The sequence below is a fragment of the Actinomyces dentalis DSM 19115 genome, from assembly GCF_000429225.1.
GTDB lineage: Bacteria > Actinomycetota > Actinomycetes > Actinomycetales > Actinomycetaceae > Actinomyces > Actinomyces dentalis.
Window position 1 is genome coordinate 89,075 of the sequence record NZ_KE386864.1, and the last position, 17,932, is coordinate 107,006.

The 17,932-nt window shown below is 72.0% G+C and carries 13 protein-coding genes and 1 pseudogene; 5 read left to right on the forward strand and 9 right to left on the reverse strand.

Annotation, left to right across the window (positions count from 1 at the left end):
- Positions 1–584 precede the first annotated feature (584 nt).
- The 4 genes from G446_RS18175 to G446_RS0113760 all read right to left on the reverse strand — a co-directional run bounded on the left by G446_RS18175 (position 585) and on the right by G446_RS0113760 (position 5,601).
- On the reverse strand, positions 585–1,805 hold the full coding sequence (locus tag G446_RS18175; protein WP_051286030.1) for a tetratricopeptide repeat protein: 1,221 nt from the start codon (positions 1,803–1,805) through the stop codon (positions 585–587).
- A 205-nt stretch (positions 1,806–2,010) separates the two neighbouring features.
- Positions 2,011–2,835, reverse strand: coding sequence for an ABC transporter ATP-binding protein (locus G446_RS18180; protein WP_084779262.1), 825 nt, complete (start codon positions 2,833–2,835; stop codon positions 2,011–2,013).
- A complete protein-coding gene (locus G446_RS18185) occupies positions 2,828–4,531 on the reverse strand; it encodes an ABC transporter permease (protein ID WP_051286031.1) in 1,704 nt (567 codons plus the stop codon). The genes G446_RS18180 and G446_RS18185 overlap by 8 nt, the downstream gene beginning before the upstream one ends.
- Entirely contained in the window at positions 4,528–5,601 is a 1,074-nt protein-coding gene (locus G446_RS0113760) for a thiamine ABC transporter substrate-binding protein (RefSeq protein ID WP_026410555.1), read from the reverse strand. The genes G446_RS18185 and G446_RS0113760 overlap by 4 nt, the downstream gene beginning before the upstream one ends.
- A 345-nt stretch (positions 5,602–5,946) precedes the next feature.
- Here G446_RS0113760 and G446_RS18190 point away from each other — a divergent pair, with 345 nt between their 5' ends.
- From G446_RS18190 to G446_RS19600, 3 genes and pseudogenes are all read left to right on the forward strand, one after another.
- Entirely contained in the window at positions 5,947–6,849 is a 903-nt protein-coding gene (locus G446_RS18190) for an AAA family ATPase (protein WP_026410556.1), read from the forward strand.
- Positions 6,785–7,972, forward strand: coding sequence for a glucose PTS transporter subunit IIA (locus G446_RS21595; protein ID WP_026410557.1), 1,188 nt, complete (start codon positions 6,785–6,787; stop codon positions 7,970–7,972). Before G446_RS18190 ends, G446_RS21595 begins: the two co-directional genes overlap by 65 nt.
- A gap of 54 nt (positions 7,973–8,026) precedes the next feature.
- Positions 8,027–8,217, forward strand: a pseudogene (locus tag G446_RS19600) (IS1634 family transposase); the annotation flags it as partial.
- Between the two features lie 49 nt (positions 8,218–8,266).
- Here the strand turns inward: G446_RS19600 and G446_RS0113780 are convergent.
- Positions 8,267–9,298: a YbjN domain-containing protein gene (locus G446_RS0113780; protein WP_026410558.1), complete on the reverse strand. Its 1,032-nt coding sequence runs from the start codon at positions 9,296–9,298 to the stop codon at positions 8,267–8,269.
- 426 nt (positions 9,299–9,724) lie between these two features.
- Here G446_RS0113780 and G446_RS18195 point away from each other — a divergent pair, with 426 nt between their 5' ends.
- Both G446_RS18195 and G446_RS18950 read left to right on the forward strand, forming a co-directional pair.
- Entirely contained in the window at positions 9,725–11,056 is a 1,332-nt protein-coding gene (locus G446_RS18195; RefSeq protein ID WP_169721300.1) for a DUF418 domain-containing protein, read from the forward strand.
- A gap of 746 nt (positions 11,057–11,802) precedes the next feature.
- The gene (locus G446_RS18950; RefSeq protein WP_156916701.1) at positions 11,803–13,332 is read left to right on the forward strand and encodes a DUF418 domain-containing protein; all 1,530 of its coding nucleotides are present in this window, start codon (positions 11,803–11,805) and stop codon (positions 13,330–13,332) included.
- A 59-nt stretch (positions 13,333–13,391) separates the two neighbouring features.
- Here the strand turns inward: G446_RS18950 and G446_RS0113795 are convergent, their stop codons facing one another.
- The 4 genes from G446_RS0113795 to G446_RS18215 all read right to left on the reverse strand — a co-directional run bounded on the left by G446_RS0113795 (position 13,392) and on the right by G446_RS18215 (position 17,418).
- Positions 13,392–14,822, reverse strand: coding sequence for a YbjN domain-containing protein (locus G446_RS0113795; protein ID WP_026410559.1), 1,431 nt, complete (start codon positions 14,820–14,822; stop codon positions 13,392–13,394).
- Between the two features lie 168 nt (positions 14,823–14,990).
- Positions 14,991–16,106: a helix-turn-helix domain-containing protein gene (locus G446_RS18210; protein ID WP_156916703.1), complete on the reverse strand. Its 1,116-nt coding sequence runs from the start codon at positions 16,104–16,106 to the stop codon at positions 14,991–14,993.
- 142 nt (positions 16,107–16,248) lie between these two features.
- Positions 16,249–16,881 carry a hypothetical protein gene (locus G446_RS0113805; protein WP_026410560.1) on the reverse strand — a complete coding sequence of 211 codons (633 nt, stop codon included), beginning with the start codon at positions 16,879–16,881 and terminating at the stop codon, positions 16,249–16,251.
- Positions 16,882–17,076: 195 nt separating this feature from the next.
- Positions 17,077–17,418 (reverse strand): DUF5663 domain-containing protein, encoded by a 342-nt coding sequence (locus G446_RS18215; RefSeq protein ID WP_034470841.1) that lies wholly within the window; start codon positions 17,416–17,418, stop codon positions 17,077–17,079.
- Between the last annotated feature and the right edge of the window lie 514 nt (positions 17,419–17,932).

The window sequence follows — 17,932 nt, forward strand, 5'->3', positions numbered from 1 at the left end:
CGGACAACCGGCCCCGGCCCGCACCGGGGTCGGGGTCGTTGCGAACCCGGATCCGATCCCCCGATCAGCCCTGACCCGGTCGGACCGGGTCAGCGAGATCGTCGGGTAACCCGCGAGCACGTCACTCGACCCGCGAGAACGTCTGCCAGAGGTACGTGCTCGCGGGTCGAGTGACGTGCTCGCGGACCGAGCGGCATTCCCGAAGGCCGGGCGACCAGCGGGATCCGGGTTGGGCGGGCGGATCCGGCAACAAGGCGGGCGACGGCGGATCCGCAAGCCGGGCCGGCGCGAAACGATGTAGGTCGTAAGACCCCGCCCGCCCGAACCTCGCAGAAGATCGCCCCGCCGCACCCATTCCAACCTCTGGGTCGCCGCGCCTGTTGACGGTGCAGGGTGCGCCCGACCTGAACCGCACGGGCCGCGCCGGGGACGTCGGCCCAGGACACTGGACCGGTCCGTCGGACGCCGGACAGGACCGCCGTCGGAGCATTCGGAACAGGCGCGAGCCCCTCCTGACTGGTTCCAGAGAGAAAAGCGTCAGACGCAGAAGGAAGGGTCAGGACGAGGGCGCCGCTCCGAAACCGTCAGCGTCGTTTGAGAGCCGCCTTGGCCTGACGGCGGGCCTCCTTATCCCGACGGCGGGCCTCCTTGGCCCGGCGGCGGACCTCCTTGGCCCGACTGCGATCTCCTCGAGCGCTCACGAGGAAGTCGGCGTAGTTACCGAGGACGTAGTCATCGTCGGGATCGGCCTCGACGGCCCGGCTGTGCATCTCCTCGGCCCGATCGAAATCTTCCCGGGCATCCGCGAGGAAATCGGCGTAGTTACTGAGAACAACGGCGTCATCGGGATCGGCCTCGACAGCCCGCTGATACATCTCCTCCGCCCGATCGTAATCGCCCAGGACATTGGTGAGGAAGTTGGCGTAGCCGCCAAGGATAGTGGTGTTGTCGGGATCGGCGTCGACGGCTCGGCGGTGCATCTCCTCGGCCCGAACGTGATCTTTCCGAGTATCCGTGAGGAAATCGGCGTAGTCGCTGAGAACGTCGCCATCGTCGGGATCGGCCGCGACGGCCCGGCGGTACATCTCCTCCGCCTCATCATGATCATGGCAGATGTTCGCGAGGAAATTGGCGTAACCACTGAGAATAGCGGCGCTGTCGGGATCGGCCGCAATGGCGCGGTCGAACAACTTCTTGATCCGACTGCGAGCACCCCGGATGGTCATGAGGAACACGGCGTAGTTGCCGAGAACAATAGCGTTGCCGGGGTCGGCGTCGACGGCCCGGCGGTACATCTCCTCCGCCCGATCGAAGTCACCGCGATCATTCAGGAGAGTAGCGTAAGAGGTCAGATTGGCGGCGTCGTCCGGATCGACGGCGATGGCGCGCTCGAACATCTCCTCGGCCCGATCGAGATCGCCCCGGTCGTCCGCGAGGAAACTGGCGTAGTTACCAAGATTGACGCTATTGCCGGGGTCGGCCTCCATGGCCCGGCGGTACACCTCCTCGGCCCGATCGAGATCGCCCCGGTCGTCCGCGAGGAAATTGGCGTAGTCACCGAGGCCGCCGGAATCGTCAGGGTCGGCCTCGATGGCCCGGCGGTACATCTCCTCCGCCCGATCGTAGTCGCCCCGGTAATCCGCGAGGAAATTGGCGTAGTCGCCGAGGGCATCGGCATCGTCGGGGTCGGCCTCGATGGCCCGGCGGTACTTCTCCTCCGCCCGATCGAGGTCACCGACCGGATCCGCAGGAGAGCCGTCGCGCGAGTTCGAGCCGGTCGAGCCCGGCATGCCAATGATCCCCATATATTCATCCCATCGTGAGGTGAGGAAGAATGAACGCCCTGAAGAGTTCAAGGCCCCATCACCATACCTCAGAACGTCGCCTCCGAACCAATCCGCCCCACGGTGCGAAGTCCGCGGACAATCTCACACACTCGCCCCCGCCGGTCCGCCCCGACCGGTCTCGGCGAAGGGGCGGCGCGGGGGCGGGGGAGCCACGGCCCGGGGCCTACCGCCCCCGGCCCCCGGTCTCCAGGCCGAGGAAGCGCGCCACCGCCTCACTGCCCGGAGTCGAGCGCAGCCCCTCCGGCGTGTCCACGCGCAGCAGACGCCCGGCGTCCATGACGCCGATGCGATCGGCGACGGTCCCCGCCTCCTCGTGGTCGTGGGTGACGTAGAGCGCCGTCGTGCCCTGCTCCACCAGGATCCGCCGCAGATCCACCGCCAGCTGCTCGCGCATGGCGCGGTCCAGGGCGGACAGCGGCTCGTCGAGCAGCAGCAGGCGCGGGCGCGGCGCGAGCGAGCGGGCCAGGGCGACCCGCTGCGCCTGCCCCCCGGACAGGGTCGTCACGTCCCGCCCCCCGTAGCCGGGCAGGCCGACCAGCTCGAGCATCTCGGCGACCCGCTCGCGCCGCCGCGCCCGCGGCAGGCGGACCAGCCCGTAGGCGACATTGCCGGCGACATCGCGGAAGGGGAAGAGCTGGCCGTCCTGGAACATGAGGCCGAAGCCGCGCTTGTGGACGGGCACGCCCACGACGTCGGCCCCGTCCCAGGCGATGGTTCCGGCGGCGATCTCCTCCAGTCCGGCCACCGCCCGCAGGAGGGAGGACTTGCCGCAGCCGGAGGGCCCCAGCAGCGCCAGGATCCGTCCGCGCGGCAGCGTCAGGTCGACGTCGTCGACGGCCCTGACCGGGTCCGAGCCGCGCCCGGCGGGGTAGACGACGCTCAGGCCCTCCACCCGCAGCCCGCCCGATCCGGCGGCGTCGGGCTCGGGGGCGGCGTCGGTCGGGGTGGCGGGCCCGGGACCGGGATCGTCCACGACGGGTTCAGGCATGGGAGTCCTTTCTCCGACGGCGCAGGCGGGCGGTCTGGGCCCATTCGCACACCAGCATGAGGGCGGCCGTCCCCGCCGCCAGGACGACGCCGGCGGCCAGGCCCATCCCCTGGTTCTGGGCCCCGGGGGAGCCGATGAGCCGGTAGAGGACCACCGGCAGCGTGGGGGTGCGGGGTCGGGCCAGGAAGGAGGTCGCCCCGAACTCCCCCAGGCTCGTGGCCAGGGCGAACCCCGCCGCCAGGCCGCCCGCGCGCAGCAGGTGCGGGCCGTCCACCGTGGCCAGGACGCGCCCCGGACCGGCTCCGAGCGCCGCGGCCGCCTCCCGCTGGCGCGGGTCGATGGCCCGCAGCGCCGGCAGGAGCGTGCGCACCACCAGCGGCACCGCCACCACCGCCTGGGCCAGGGGCAGGATCCACCAGCTGCGGGTCAGGGCCAGGGGCGGTCGGGCGAGGGTGATGAGGAAGCCGAAGCCGACCGTCACCGCACTCACCCCCAGCGGCAGCATGAAGGCCGAATCGAGGGCCGCCACGCCCCAGCGCAGGCGGCGCGAGCGGGGGCGCCGCGAGACCACGAGGGAGACCGCGGTCCCGATCACCAGGGCCAGGCCCGCCGCCACCACGGCCACCCGCAGCGAGTTGCCGGCCGCCTCCCACACGGTGACCAGCAGGGCGTTGCGCCCGCCGGTGGTGCCCAGGTCCGCGTAGTTGGCCAGCGTCCACCGGCCCGCCCGGCGCAGCGAGCGCGCCACGAGGACCGCGACGGGCCCCACGAGCAGCCCCAGGGCGACCGCGAGGGTGAGGGCCAGCGCGGGCAGATCGCCCGCGCGCAGGCGGGGGGCCGGCACGTCCAGGCGCAGGCGCAGCGCCGCCTGCGAGGCGGCCCGCGCCCGTTCGCTCACCCACAGGGCCGCGGCGATGACCGCCAGCTGGAGGACGGACAGGACGGCGGCGGCCCGCAGGTCCAGGTACTGGGCGGTCAGGACGTAGATCTCGGTCTCGATGGTGCCGATGCCCGGCCCGCCCAGGACCAGGACCACCCCGTAGGCGGTGGCGCAGAACAGGAAGGTCAGCGAGGCCGCCGAGGCGATCGCCGGGGCCAGGCTGGGCAGGGTGACGGTGCGCCAGGCCCGCCACGGGCCCGCCCCCAGCGCGCGGGCCGCCTCGACGGCGCGCGGGTCGAGCCGCGACCACATGGTCCCCACCGTGCGCACCACGAGCCCGTAGTTGAAGAAGACGAGGGCCGCCACCACGATCGCCGTCGTCCCGTCCAGGCTGCGGCCCAGCACTCCGCCGCCCAGCGGGCCGCCGGTGGTGACCAGGGCGTGGAAGGCGACGCCGACGACGACGCTGGGCAGGACGAAGGGCACCAGCACGAGGCCGCGCAGCAGGTCGCGCCCGGGGAAGCGGCGCCGGTAGAGCACGTGCGCCCCGGGCACGCCCGCCGCCACGCAGATCGCCGTGGCGAGCCCGGCCTGGACGAGGGTGGCGCGGATGATCCGCCAGGTGCGCGGGCGGGCGAGGATCTCGGCGAAGCCGCTCGGGTCCAGGGCGCCGTCGGGCGCCAGGCCCCGGCCGATGAGGGTGGCCACCGGCCAGGCGAAGAAGAGCCCGAGGAAGACGAGGGGCGCCGCGACGGCCAGGGCCCAGCCCAGCCGCTCGGCCCGGCCCGCGCGCGGCCCGCGCCCGTTGCGCCTCACGCGCCGACGGCCTCGGACCAGACCGCCAGCCAGGCCTCGCGGTTGGCGGCGATCTGGTCGGCCGGCACGACGATCGGCTTGTCGCTCACCGCGCCGAACTTCCGCATGGTCTCGCTCAGGGTCGCCTCGGGGTTGACGGGGTACATGTACATGTTCTCCGGGATGGAGGTCTGCACCGCCGCCGAGAGCATCCAGGTGATGAAGGCCCTGGCGCCCTCGGGGTTGGCGGCGCCGGCCAGCACCCCGGCGTACTCGACCTGGCGCGTGGAGGTCGTCAGGAGGGCGGCGGTGGTGGAGGCGGAGCCGTCCGCGGTGAGAGTGGCGGCCGGGGAGGAGGCGTAGGACACGACGATCGGGTAGGCGCCGCCCTCGCCGCCGCCGGAGAAGTCGGTCTGGTAGGCGTCGGACCAGCCCGCGTCGATCTTGGCGCCGTTGGCCGCCAGGTCCTTCCAGTACTGGACGAAGCCGTCGGCGCCGAAGTGGCCGACGGTGGCCAGGAGGAAGGCCAGGCCGGCCGACGACGTCGAGGGGTTGATGGCGACGAAGAGGTTCTTGTACTCGGGCTTGGTCAGGTCCTCGAAGGCGGCCGGAGGGGTCTGGCCGTGCTCGGTGAACCAGGCGGTGTCGACGTTGACGCAGACCTCCCCGAAGTCGATGGGGGCCAGGGCCGGGGTGTTGTCGACGACATACTGGTCGGCGCCCTGGGGCAGGTCGACGGCGGCGGTGGTATCGATGACCTTCTCGGTCAGGACGCGGGAGGCGAAGGAGTTGTCGACGCCGAAGACGGCGTCGCCGAGCGGGGCGTCCTTGGTCAGCACCAGCTTGTTGACGAGTTCGCCGCTGTTCCCGGAGGGCGTGATCTGGAGGGTGTAGCCCGTGTCCTTCTGGAAGGCGGCGATGAGGTCGTCGGGCACGGAGAAGGAGTCGTGGGTGATGACGGTGACGGCGGGGCCGCTCGAGCCGGAGGCGGAGGAGTTCCCTCCGCTCGGGCCGCAGGCGGCCAGGGCGAGGCCGACGGCGCTCAGGGTGGTGGAGCCGAGGAGCGCCCGGCGGGTGAGGTGGGTGTTCATGCTTCTCCTGGACGGGTGTGCAGGAGGGCCCGGGCGCGGCGGCCTGCGGCCGGGCGCCCGGGGAGATCTCGACTTCCTTCGCCGGTGCGAACCGGAGCAGGTTCGAGGGTCTGCGGTCTCCCGCACTCTCAGCGCCGGTGCCGACGACGGGCCGGGCCCGCGGCGACGGGGCGCTCCCCTGTCGTAGTGGGACCAGTGTAGACGCCGGTCCGGACCCGGGGGCGCGGCGCGGGCCGGGCTACGGCGCGCAGGCCGCCGCCGGCCGCCACCCTGAGAAACATGCATCCGATGTCGGAAAATTCCTGCATCGAATGCCGGATCCGCAGGCTCAATGTATGATTCCCCGTGCCTCACTACCGCCGTCGAGCCATCGAAGCGACCTTCGCGGAGCGCGCCTCGCACCGGGTCGCGATCCTGGAGGGGAGGCGGGCCGTCGGGAAGTCGAGCCTGGCCCGTCACCTCGTGGAGTCGGGCGTCTACGCCTCCTATCAGTCGCTCACCGACCCCGCCGCGGCGGGGCGCGCCCAGGAGGACGCGTTCCAATGGGTGCGCTCACTCAGGCGTCCGGCCGTCATCGACGAGGCCCAGATGGTGCCCGCCGTCAGCGTGGCCGTCAAGGAGATCGTCGACGGGCTCCCGCCCGGGCACCACTTCCTGCTGACGGGCTCGGCCTCGGTAGGACGCGGGACGATGGCCGGAACCGACCCCCTGGCCGGGCGGGCGACGCGGCTCGCCCTGCACCCGTTCACCGGCCTGGAGGCGCAGGGGCCATCCGACTCCGAAACTCCGAGCCTCATCGACATCCTCTTCGACGCCGACCTCACCGCCGCCGAGGCGCCGTCGACCGGGACCGACGACCTGCGGGCCAGGCTCCAGACCGGGGGACTTCCCGCCCTCGCACTCCCCCTCCTGCCCCTCTCGCGCGCCACCTGGCAGAACCGGGTGCAGGCGGACACCCTGGCCATTCTCGGAGACCGGGTGCTGCCCACGGAGGACCTGAACACGGGCATCGCCCGCAGGGTCCTCGACTCGGTCCTTCATACGCCCGGGGGCCGGATCAACCGGACCCGGATCGCACGGAAGCCCGATCTCGACCCGCGGACCGTCGGCCGCCACCTCGCCCGGTATTGCCTTTTCTCCTTCCTCCATCCGAAGCGCCGACCCCAGTCAGGAGACAACAGCCATGTCCGCCACGCCCGCTGTCCCGCCCAGGCCCTCCGTCTTCCTCAGTTACGTCCACGCCGATGATGACTACCACGACGGCATGCTGACCGAGTTCGCCCGGGCCGTGGAGAAGACCTGTGCCTACAAGAGGGTCCCCATCGAGCTCATTCTCGACAAGGACGCCCTCCACTGGGGCGACGACTGGGACGAGCGCCTGCAGCAGGAGGTCGAGCGCACCACATTCCTCCTCGCCATGGTCACCAACCGGTACGTGGCCTCCCCGGCGTGCCGCAAGGAGTTCATCCAGTTCCAGACCAAGACGCGGGCCGCGGGCTACAACGGCCTTCTCACCCTCCTCATCGATGCGCCGAATTGGGACCGGATGGATCTGCGCACGGATCCGACGGCGCAGCTGATCCACGACACGATCAATCAGTACCAGTGGCTTGAGCCCGAAACGCCCTTCGAGGACCTGGAGCCGGGCAGTCGCCAGTTCAAGCGGGTCGCCCGGAAGGTCGCCGACGAGCTCATTCGGCGGATCGACCGAAGGAAGGCGGACTCTGCGCCCGCGAGTTCGGCCGCATCCGCGGATTCGGCCACGCCCGCGGGCTCAAGCAACGCTGAGGACGAGGAAGAGGACGAGAAGGAACAGGCTCCGGGTCTCATCGAACTGAACTATTCGATCAAGTCGAAGCGCCTGCCCGCCCAGGACTTCACCGTCACCGCCCCCATCAAGGGCCGCGCCGTGCCGCTGAGCGAGATCGAGGACCCGATCTTCTCCTCGGGCATAATCGGCCCCGGCCTGGCCATCGTCCCCGACTCCGGCCCCGTGGTCAGCCCCGTCGACGGCGAGATCCTCGTCGCCTTCACCGGCCACGCCTACGGCATCCGCTCGGCCTCCGGCGTCGAGCTGCTCATCCACGTGGGCATGGACACCGTCAACCTCCAGGGCGAGCACTTCACCCCGCGCGTCAAGCAGCACGACAAGGTCCGCCGCGGCCAGACGCTCGTGGACGTGGACTGGAGGGCGGTCGCGGACGCCGGCTACCAGACGGCCACCCCCGTCGTCGTGACCAACGCCACCGCCTTCGGCCCCGTGACCGACGAGCACACCGGCCCGGTCGAGCGCGGAGACGCCCTCTACGCCGTCGCCCCCGCACCCGCCGAGGAGACGACCCGGCGACGACGGCCTTGGCGGCGGGCATGAGGGTTGAGCCCGCACCCGCCGAGGAGGCGACCTTCTGAATACCCCCTCGGGCCCTCACTGGCCCGCGCCAGGCGCATAGCGGACCTGAAGGGCTACGTGAGCAACATCCCTGTTGGCGTCATGGGGCCGACGAGGTAATCGCCTCCTACCACGAGCTGTGGCACGTGGAGCAGTCGTTCCGCATGTCCAAGCACGACCTGAGAACCCGCCCGATCTTCCACCGCACCCGCGACGCGATCAGGGCGTCGGCGGCCGCGTGGGCGCAGGAGTTGTGACGCCACCCTCCCGGCCGGCTCAGGCGCCCGCGCCGTCGTCCTCCTCCTTCATGAAGCTGCTCCTGCAGTACCGGATGAACTTCTCGGCCTCCCCGGCGGCCTCGACCACGAGCTCGGTGAACTGGCGGTCGCTCACACCCGCGGCCAGGCACCAGATCCCGTAGGCGACCACCCGGACCGGGCGCTCGACTTGCAAGTCACCCGGGGCGTCGTCGGGCTCGACGATCATGGTCAGGAGCCGGCTGTCGACGTTCCACCCGGTGACGGCGCGCAGCGTGGCCCGCAGGGACTGCGGCTGCACCTCACGCTTCTCCACCCGCGAATTCCAGGGGACCTCCACCCTGAGGTGGCCGTCGGCGAGGGAGAAGCCCACGAGCACACCGGCATCGGTTCTGGTGATGTAGCCGTCCTCCCTGGCCGCCTGCGGCTGCACCATCCACCCCGTGCCGGCCAGGATTCGCAGGAGGCGGACGTTCGTGACCGGGGACGGGCGGGGCCCGTCGCCCGTCTCGAGGCTGAACCGAGTCAGCTTCTCGGGGAAGAGCGCGGACGGGTTCTCCTCGTCGCGCGGGCTCGCATCGAGCGCCCGCGCGGGCCCCTGTTCGGGCTTCTTCACGGACTCGAAGCGGGTGTCGGGGAAGGTCTGCTCCATGAAGGCGAGGAACTCCATGCACAGGGTGATCTCATCGGTCATGATGTGCCGGAGCTGGTCGTTGTCGATCCCGGCTCCCACGGGGTGGCCGCTGTGCGCGCCGACGATGATCAGGTCGCCGAACGTCGCCCGGTCACCCGCGGCGGTGAGCCCGGTGGCTCGCCGGTTCCAGTCGTCGAGGATCTGCGCCAGGTCATCGGCCAGGCGCAGCGGCACCCAGGGGTGCCAGGTCACGGCGGCCCACAGGAGGCCGTCGCGGACGGAGATCGTGACGTCGCCGCTCTCGGTGTTGAAGACAATGGTCTTGTCGGATCGGACGGCGTAGCGCACGGTTGACGAAGCCATGACCTGCTCGAGGCGCTTGAGGGTCAGACGGGACGGGATCGGTCGGCGCGCCACTGCGGCTCCTTGTCGGGTCGGGTGTCGGGTCATCGGGTCGGAGTATCGGTCGGGCCGGCACCGGGCCGGCGGTCGGGCCATCGGCGGGGCCGGCACCGGACCGGCGGCCCGGTCATCAGCGGGGCCGCCAGCCCGCGCCCCGAGAATGCCGGTTCCGGGCGGACGGCGCCATTAGCCTACGTGCTCGCCGGGTCCCGCGCCTCCATCCCGGGCCGGGCCGCTCGACGACGTCGTCCTTTCGATGGAGCCCGGCCGACGGCGTCCATCCTCGGATGGAAACCGCAAACGTCCTCCCGAAGGAGGCGTTGCGCCCCCGGGCCGCGTGAGTCTGGACGCATGACATCCAGCGCTCCGACCCCGACCGCCGCCCCGCCCCATATGGCGCCTTCAGCGCCTTCAACCCTTTCGACCCCTCAGACTCACCCTGTGCTTCCAGCGCCTCCGACGTCGCCCCGCCGGCCCGCGCCCGCCCAGTACGCGCCCCGCCGGCCCGCGTCGTCCGCCGCGCGTCCCGACTACCGGTCTTTCACCGGCGGGCGCTTCGTGCGCTATCCGGCCCCCGACGTCGCCCGCGGCTTCATGCTGCTGCTCATCGCCCTGGCCAACGTCCCCGTCTGGCTGGGGCTGCTGCCCATGAGGACGCCGTCCTCCGCCGACGACATCTGGGTCGCCGTGCGCGCCGCACTGATCGACCAGCGCTCCTACCCGCTGTTCGCCCTCCTGTTCGGCTTCGGCCTGGCCACCATGGCGCACCGGCGCACCGAGACCGCGATGCGCTCGGCCCAGGACGACCTGCCGCCCGGCGCGGACCCCCGGACCCGCGAGCGCCACCTGGCCCGGGTCCGCGAGGCCGCCGTCGTCGACGCGCGCCGGCTCGTGCGCCGTCGGGGGCTGTGGATGATCCTGTTCGGCGCCGTCCACGGCACGATCTTCTCCGGCGACATCATCGGCGCCTACGGCATTATCGCCGCCATCTTCGCCGGGACCATTGTGGAGCGCAAGCGGGTGCGCATGCTCGTGGCGGGCCTGCTCATCACGGCGGTGGGGATCTACTCCATGGTCTCCATGGAGCTGGTCACCATGAGCGCCGCCGATGCGGCGGGGGCTGCGGCGGATGCCGCGGGCGCATCCACCACCGCTCTTCAACCGATCGGTCTCGACTACTTCCCGAACAGCTTCGCGCAGTGGGCAGGGACGGCGGTCATAACCGTCCTGACCTCCATGGCCCTGCCGGCGGCCCTCCTCGGGGCGAGGCTCGCGGATACCGGCCTGCTGGCCCGCCCGGACCGCCACCGCCGCGCCCTGCTGATCGGCGGCGCGGTCGCGCTCGCCGTCGGCGCGCTGGGCGCCCTGCCCTACATGAAGCTGGGCGCGCCCACATGGATGATCGTTATGGGACCGGCTCTGAACTCCCTGACCGGACTGGTGGGGGCCTGCGGGTGGCTGGCGCTGCTGGCGGCCTGGGCGGGCCCGGGCACGGGCGCCCCCCTGCGCGGGGCCAGGTGGCTGCTGTCCGCGGTCGGCAGGCGCTCCATGACCGTCTACGTCGGCCAGACGGTCCTGTTCGTCCTCGTCTTCGGCACCCTCCGTCTGGCGGGCGCGCCGGCTCTCGACGAAGTCCTGGGGGTGTCCGTCGCCGTCGCGGTGTGGGCGGTTCTGGCGGGCGCGTGCGCCTGGATGGAGCGCAGCGGCCGGACTCGCGGGCCCCTGGAGATCCTCCTGCGCCGCGCCGTGGCCGCCTCCGCCAGGCGCCGCTGAAGCCTGGCCGCCGCCGCGGTGGTGGGACCCGCGTCCACTACTACGTCCCTTCCCGTCTGCTGCGCCCCTTCGCCCTCCGCTACGCCTTTTCTTCTCGTACAGCGGAGGGTGAAGGGGCGCGGCAGACGGGAAGGGGCGCAGCAGACGATCCGGCGCGGCCTCCCGCGGGCCCGGGGGACCGCCGGGCGGGAGCCCCCGCGGGAACCACCACCACGCCAAGGACACCCGGGTCGGCGATGCGGCCCGCGAGATCGCCATCCGACCCTCGGCGCCCCTCCGAGAGGCCCGCGGCGGCATCGTTTGTCCAAATCTGTTGCAAAGGCCCCGATCGAGCCGGGACGCCGGGAGAGAATCGTTGATATTCCGGGCTTTCATCCGCGGCCTATCCCGGTCCGGGGCGCCTTTGCAACAGATTTGGACAAACGCCCGCCCCGAGTCGTCCCAGGAGCCCCACCCGCACCACCACGCTGGCAGCCCACCGCGGCGATCCCCGGCAAGAGGCGGCGATTGCCCGCCACCTCGACAAGAAAAGCCCACTGCACGATTGAAAGGCGCGTAGTAGAGGGCGAAGGAGCGCAGTAGTACGGCGCAGCACCCGTGCGCGACCCGCACGACCTCGGGACAGGGCGTCTCACCCCGGTCACGGCCGCCACTCTCCGAGCGCGACCCGCACGACCCCGGGGGCAGGGGCGCTCTGCCCATGCCCTCAGGCGACTCGCCCGATCGGAGGGGGAGAGACTTCCCCCATGACCGTCCAGACCCCGTCGACGCCCGGGGCGCCGTCCCCGTCACCGACCCGGGCCCGGCCCTCGACGCAGTCCGCGCCCGGAAACTCGCCATTGCCGGGAGTCCCGGTGCCCGGCGCGCCGGTACTCGATGGCGCGCCGTCACCCGGCGCACCGACGCCACCCGATGACCTTCCGGCGCCCCCCGGCGACAGCTTCCAGTCCTTCACCGGCCCCGCCTCCGTGCGCTATCCGGCCCCCGATGTCGCCCGCGGCTTCATGCTGCTGCTCATCGCCCTGGCCAACGCCCCGTTCTGGATGGTCCTCTTGCGCACCAGGGCCGAGGTCACCGGCGCCGACGCGGTCTGGATGGGTCTGCGCGCGGCGTTCGTGGACCACCGCTCCTACCCGCTGTTCGCCATGCTGTTCGGCTTCGGCCTGGCCACCATGGCGCGCCGGCGCATTGAGGCGGGCCCGCGCTCGACCGCCGCCGTGGCCGCCGACGCCGATCCGGCCGTCGCGCATGCCTCCGCCGCCGATACAGCCACCGCCCGCGCCACCACCTCCACCGCTGCCGCCACCGCCCGCACCGGCGCCGGCGGCATCAGTGCCGCCCGCCGAGCCGCCCCCGCCGCCGGCGCGCGCCGCCTCATCCGCAGGCGAGGCCTGTGGATGCTGGTCTTCGCGGCCGTTCACGGCGCGCTGTTCATGGGCGACATCATCGGCGCCTACGCCCTCATCGCCGTCGTCCTCGCCGACCCCATCGCGGGGCGCGGGCGAAGGACGCAGGCGGTGATCGGCGGGCTCTCCGCGGCGGTGTGCCTGGGCTACATGCTCTACATCGGCTGGTTCCTCAGCGTCGGCGGCGTCACCGTGGGCACGGCCGGGGCCGCGGGCGGCGGCGTCGTCGGCGGCATTGCGGAGATGCTGCGCGGCCCCCTGTATCCGGCCGTCAGCCTGGTCCTGTGGGCCGGCGGCACCATGGTGACGATCCTGACCTCCCTCACCCTGCCCGCCGCCCTCCTCGGGGTCCGCCTGGCGGACACCGATCTGCTGACCCGGCCCGACCGCCACCGCCGCGCCCTGCTGGTCGGCGGTGCGGCGGCCCTCGCTGTCGGCGCCGTCGGGGCGCTCCCCCGCGTCCTGCCCTCCCTGGGGGTCGGGGTCCCCGCCCGGGTCACGGTCGTCGCCTCCGCGCTCGACGTCGCCACCGGGATGGTGGGCGCGTGCGGGTGGCTGGCGCTGCTGGCGGCGTGGGCGGGCCCGGGCGCGGGCGCCCCCCTGCGCGGGGCGCGCCGGCTGCTGTCCGCGGTCGGCAGACGCTCCATGACCGTCTACGTCGGGCAGAGCCTCCTGTTCGCCCTCGTCTTCGGTCTCCTCGCCCGCTGCGGCGCGCCCGCCCCGCACCAGACGACGGCGGCGCTCATCGGCGTCGCGGTATGGGCGGTCCTGGCGGGGGCGTGCGCCTGGATGGAGCACGGCGGCCGGACGCGCGGGCCCCTGGAGATCCTCCTGCGCCGCGCCGTGGCCGCCTCCGCCAGGCGCCGCTGAAGGCGCTGAAGGCGGCGGCCGGGCCCGGGGGACCGCCGGGCGGGAGCCGCCGCGGGGGCTCAGCCCTTCGAGGGCCCGTCCGTCGGGGTCCGGGCTCGGTCCTGGGCCGCGACCTGCGCCTCGACATCCCTGTCGGCGATATTCTCCCTCCAGAAGACGGGCAGGTTCGTCGCCTCGGCGATGACCTCCTCGAGCACGACCAGCAGCTGCCGGTCGGTCATCCCGAACGAGGTGCTCCAGCGGGCGTAGCCCTCGACCTCGAGCGACCCGCCGACGGGGCCGGCGGCCTCAGACCCGGATCCGGTGGCGGCCCCGGCGGGACCGGCGAGAGCCTCCCCGGACTCGGGCCCGGCGGGCTCGGCCTCCTCCTCATCGGAGTTCAGCCTCGTCCCGATGAGCCGCACGGCCAGGGCCTTGAAGTCCTGGTTCCAGCGCCTGGCCAGATCGAGCGCGACGGCGACCTGCTCGTCGCTCGGGCCGATCTCGGACAGGTCGTCGAAACGACAGAAGATCTTCAGCTCCATCATCGAGACCACGACCGTCATATCGCTCTCGCCGACCCGCACGATGACGGCCTCGTCATCCCCGGGGACGAGCGACGGCTGCAGGCCCCTGCCCTTCAGGAGCGCCGCCACCCGCTGGGGCGTCACCAACGGGTTGTCCTCGGTCAGTCCCATGCGCTTGCGAATGTCCCGCTGCAACTGGGCCAATTGGGCCAGCCCGTCGTCGTCCGAGAGCGAACTGCCCGGGGCCGGGTCGGGCTCATTCAGGAACTTGTTCCCGAGGTTCTCGATGCGCTTGATCATCACCCGCTCGAACAGCTCGGGCGCGCCGCTGTCCGCCGGATCCTCTCCGGCGAGCATGAAGCAGTCGGCCGCGCGCTGGATCAGGCTGCTCGCCTTCCGGGTGTCCGTATCCACGAGCGCCTCGGCCTGCGCCATGAGCTCCCTGGCGGTCGCGAGGGTCTGCTCGGAGTCGCCTCCCCCGCCCGAACCGACGCCGATGATCCGCTTCAGCTCCTCGAATCTGCGCTCCGGGAGCGAGTTCTCGAAGAAGTCGATCATCTCGTAGCAGGCGCCGGCGACGTGCTCCACGTGACGGGCGAGCTGATCGCGCGTCACCCCGCCCCCCAGTGGGAGGGTGAAGGTGCCGCACAGGTGGAGTTGGCCGTCGCCGTCGGCGTCAACGGCGGCGGTGGGGACGCCGTCGCGCTGATTCCAGACGTTGGCGACAAATTCCAGCGCTCCTCCGAGCAGCGGGGAGGCCTTCGGGGGCCACTGGATCGTCACTTTGAGGTGGTCGTCCTGCGCCGCGAACAGGACGGTGCCCTCCTTGTGCCCCCACCAGATCGACTTGTCGGGGGCCACCGCGTAGTCCCCGCCGAGGACCTCGGCCACCACCTGCTCCAGGCGCTTGGAGGTCAAGCGGGCGGGCGCCCCGGTGCCGCGCGCGCGGGCGGGGCGGGTCTGTTTCTTGCTGCGTCGTGCCAAGGGATCCTCCAGACGATTACGGGTCTTCACGGTCTCACGGCGCCCCGCCCCGGGCGGTCTCCCACGCCGTCGGCCCCCGGGGAGCCGGGCGGGGGCGCCGCTGCGCGGCGACGGCGGGGCGGATGACGGACTCCCGGCCCGGGCGGGGCGCGGGCGCCGTGCCCCGCCTCAGCGCCGGTTGCACCCCAGGTCGACGACGATGGCGCCGTCGTCGGACTCGGGCGGCGCCTGGGCGCCCCAGTCGGGCACGAAGGGATCAACGAGCGGCGCGAACCAGTTGTCGAAGTGCTCGGGCGAGTCGGCCGGCGGGATCATCATGGTGTGGATCGCGCGGCGGGCCGGCCGGTCTGGCCCGGACAGGGCGTCGACCCACCCCTCCCACGTCTCCCGCTCGATGAGGACGCCGTGAGTGGCCGAGCCGATGGTGCAGCCCAGGTCGAAGACGTCGTGGAGGACCAGGGCCTCGGCCATGGATCGCACCAGGGGCTCGTCGTCGGCGAGCTCCTCCTCGCCGGTCAGCCGCAGGCACAGGAGCTGGGCGGAGCGGCGCAACTGGAAGACGAGTTCGTAGTCGTAGCGGGTCAGCCACAGATTCGGCAGCGTGGTGCCGATGTGGGTGTCCTCGAGCTCGCCCAGGTGGGTGCCGCGGGGCAGCTCCCCCAGGCCGTCGAGGTCCTCCGCCAGCGACTGGTCGTAGAGGAAGGCGCCCATGGCGAAGCAGCGGGCCGCCTTCTCCCCGAGCATCCCGGCCAGCCGCGGGGAGTACCCGGCGGCGAGCTCGGTCGGGATCTCGTCCCAGCCGGGGAGGTGGAGGGCCTCGGCGCCCTGCGCGAGCTCGTCGAGGAGGCCGGAGGAGCCCAGGATCGCCCTGACGGCGCCCTCGATGTCGTCGTCGTCGATGACGATGCCCCCGTCGTCGTCCATCTCACCGGTCAGGCCGAACGGCTCCGGACCGGGCCGGTCCCGCCCGGGCCGGTCCCGCTGGGGCTTGTTCTGCTGGGGCTTCTGCCCCGACCGTTTCTGCCCGGACTTGGTCCCCATCATGGCCCTGAGCGCGGACCAGGGGGACGGGGGCTCCCAGCCGAGGGCGTCCCAGACGCTGTCCTGCTTGTCCGCGCGCACCCGGCTGCGCCCCGACTCGTAGTTGCGCCAGGTCTGCGCCGACACCCCGGCGCGCTCGGACATCTGCGACACGGACAGCCCCAGCTCCTCGCGCCGGGCGCGCATCGCCTGGGCGATGTCCGGGTCATCGGGCTCGTGGTGGTCTGCGTTGCGCGGGCTCAAGGAGGCACCCCCTGGAAGACGCGGCGGACGGCGCCGTAGCAGCCGGTGGACTCGCCGACGACGGTTACGTACCGGAGCAGCGTATCGGAGGGGCCGGGGCCGGGCCGGCTCGGGGTTGCGGCGTGGCGGGGCCGACGGCGCATTATCGCCCCCACACCTCCTCGTTATCCGCGGAGTGGCCGGACTGGTCCTCGGGGCCGCGGTCGGCGGGCCAGTCTGCGGCGCCGGGCCAGTCCTCGGGGCCGCCGCCCTGCGCGCCCACGACTTCGCGAAGATCGTCGAGGGAGTAGACCCGGTCGGGCCCCTCGGAGACGTCAAGGCGGCCGTCCTCGCGCACGTGCTCCCACACGCTCAGCGTCCCGCGGCGCTCGTCGACCTGGATGACCCGGCGGCCGATCTGGTCGGCGCCGTCCCCGATCTGGTCGTGCTCGTCGATCCGGGTCTGCCCGTCGCGCTCGATCGTGTCGGCCACCCACGTGCTGCTCATCTGCCGGTCGAGGGCGTTGCGGGTCATGCGCGGCGGGCGCCAGTCGGCGGCGGCGGTGCCCTTGACCTCCGTGACGTAGACGCGCCCGTCCGGCCCCAGGCTCTCGATGTCGAGCCCCTGGGGCCGGTCGCCGGGCGTGTGCTGGGTGAGGATCTCGTGGTCGTCGATGTCGCGGAGGAAGGCGGCGGCGACGCTCTCCGAGCGCTCCCCGAGCTGGTGCCGCTCGTCGTACTCGTCGTGGTCCTCGGCGTCGACGTGCTCGATGCCGATATCGCGGGGTCCGGTCATGATCTGCTCCAGGTGGGTCCGATTGCGGTGCCATCATCCCTGACGGACGCGACCGGTTCATGTCCGCAACTGGGCGCCGGGGCCCAGCGCGAGGCGTCGATTCCAGGACCAGCTCCAGTCGGACGGGGCCAGCCCGGGGCCGGCCGCCGTACCGGCCCGCTCAGGGCCGCTGGCGGGCGGCGGGAGCCGCAGGGACTACGAGGCCCGCCGAGTCAGCGCCGCCGTCACCCTGCACGCCGTCTCCTGGATCAGCTCCTCGAGCGTCTGCTTCACCGTCTCTTGATAGTTCGGCCGGTAGGTGCGGAACCATTCCGCGAATGCGGGCCACGGCGTGTCCGGGTCGTCGTTCAGGAGCTCGAACTCTTCCATCGCCGTCTCCGGCAGCCCTGCGCTCAGCCGCTCCCCCACCCGCAGCTCCAGCTCCTCGCGGACCCGCTCCGCCAGACTCGCCAGGTCCGCGGGATCCAGCGCGGAGCGCACGGTGGGCGGAAACGCCTCGTTCAGCATCTGCGCGATCGACTGCTCATTCACGTTCATCGGTCCGGCACCTCCATGATCCTGGTTCTTTGGACCGGACGGCTGCTCCGACGAGCACCGCCCTGCCGTCTCTGACGGACGCCGACGACGCGCCCGCGAGTCAGTTGATCTCATGCGTCCCATGCGCATCACAGGTTGCTCAGCCATCCGGTCGTGCGACCTTTTCACATCCGATAAACCCCAACAATGAGCCTTTCTCACCAGGAAGACCCCTGGGCTGGCCGGGATCGGCGTGATGACGCGGAAAAGTTCGGGGCAAAGCTAGGTGTGCGGCTCCTGTGCGCACCACCCCCACTCCACACCCATCCTTTCCGCACCATCGCGCCGATCCTGGCCCCTGAGCCATCGGTTCTGGTGAGAAAGGCTCAATGAAGCTTATTCAGCGGGCGTCTGGTGGGTTATAGGCGTGGATGTGTTGCTCAAGTTCCGGTTTTCCGTTGTGATGGTGGGGTGAAGTCGGGTTCTTCATGGTGTCGGCGGTTGATCCGGGATGGTGCTTGACATCCTCGGCTGA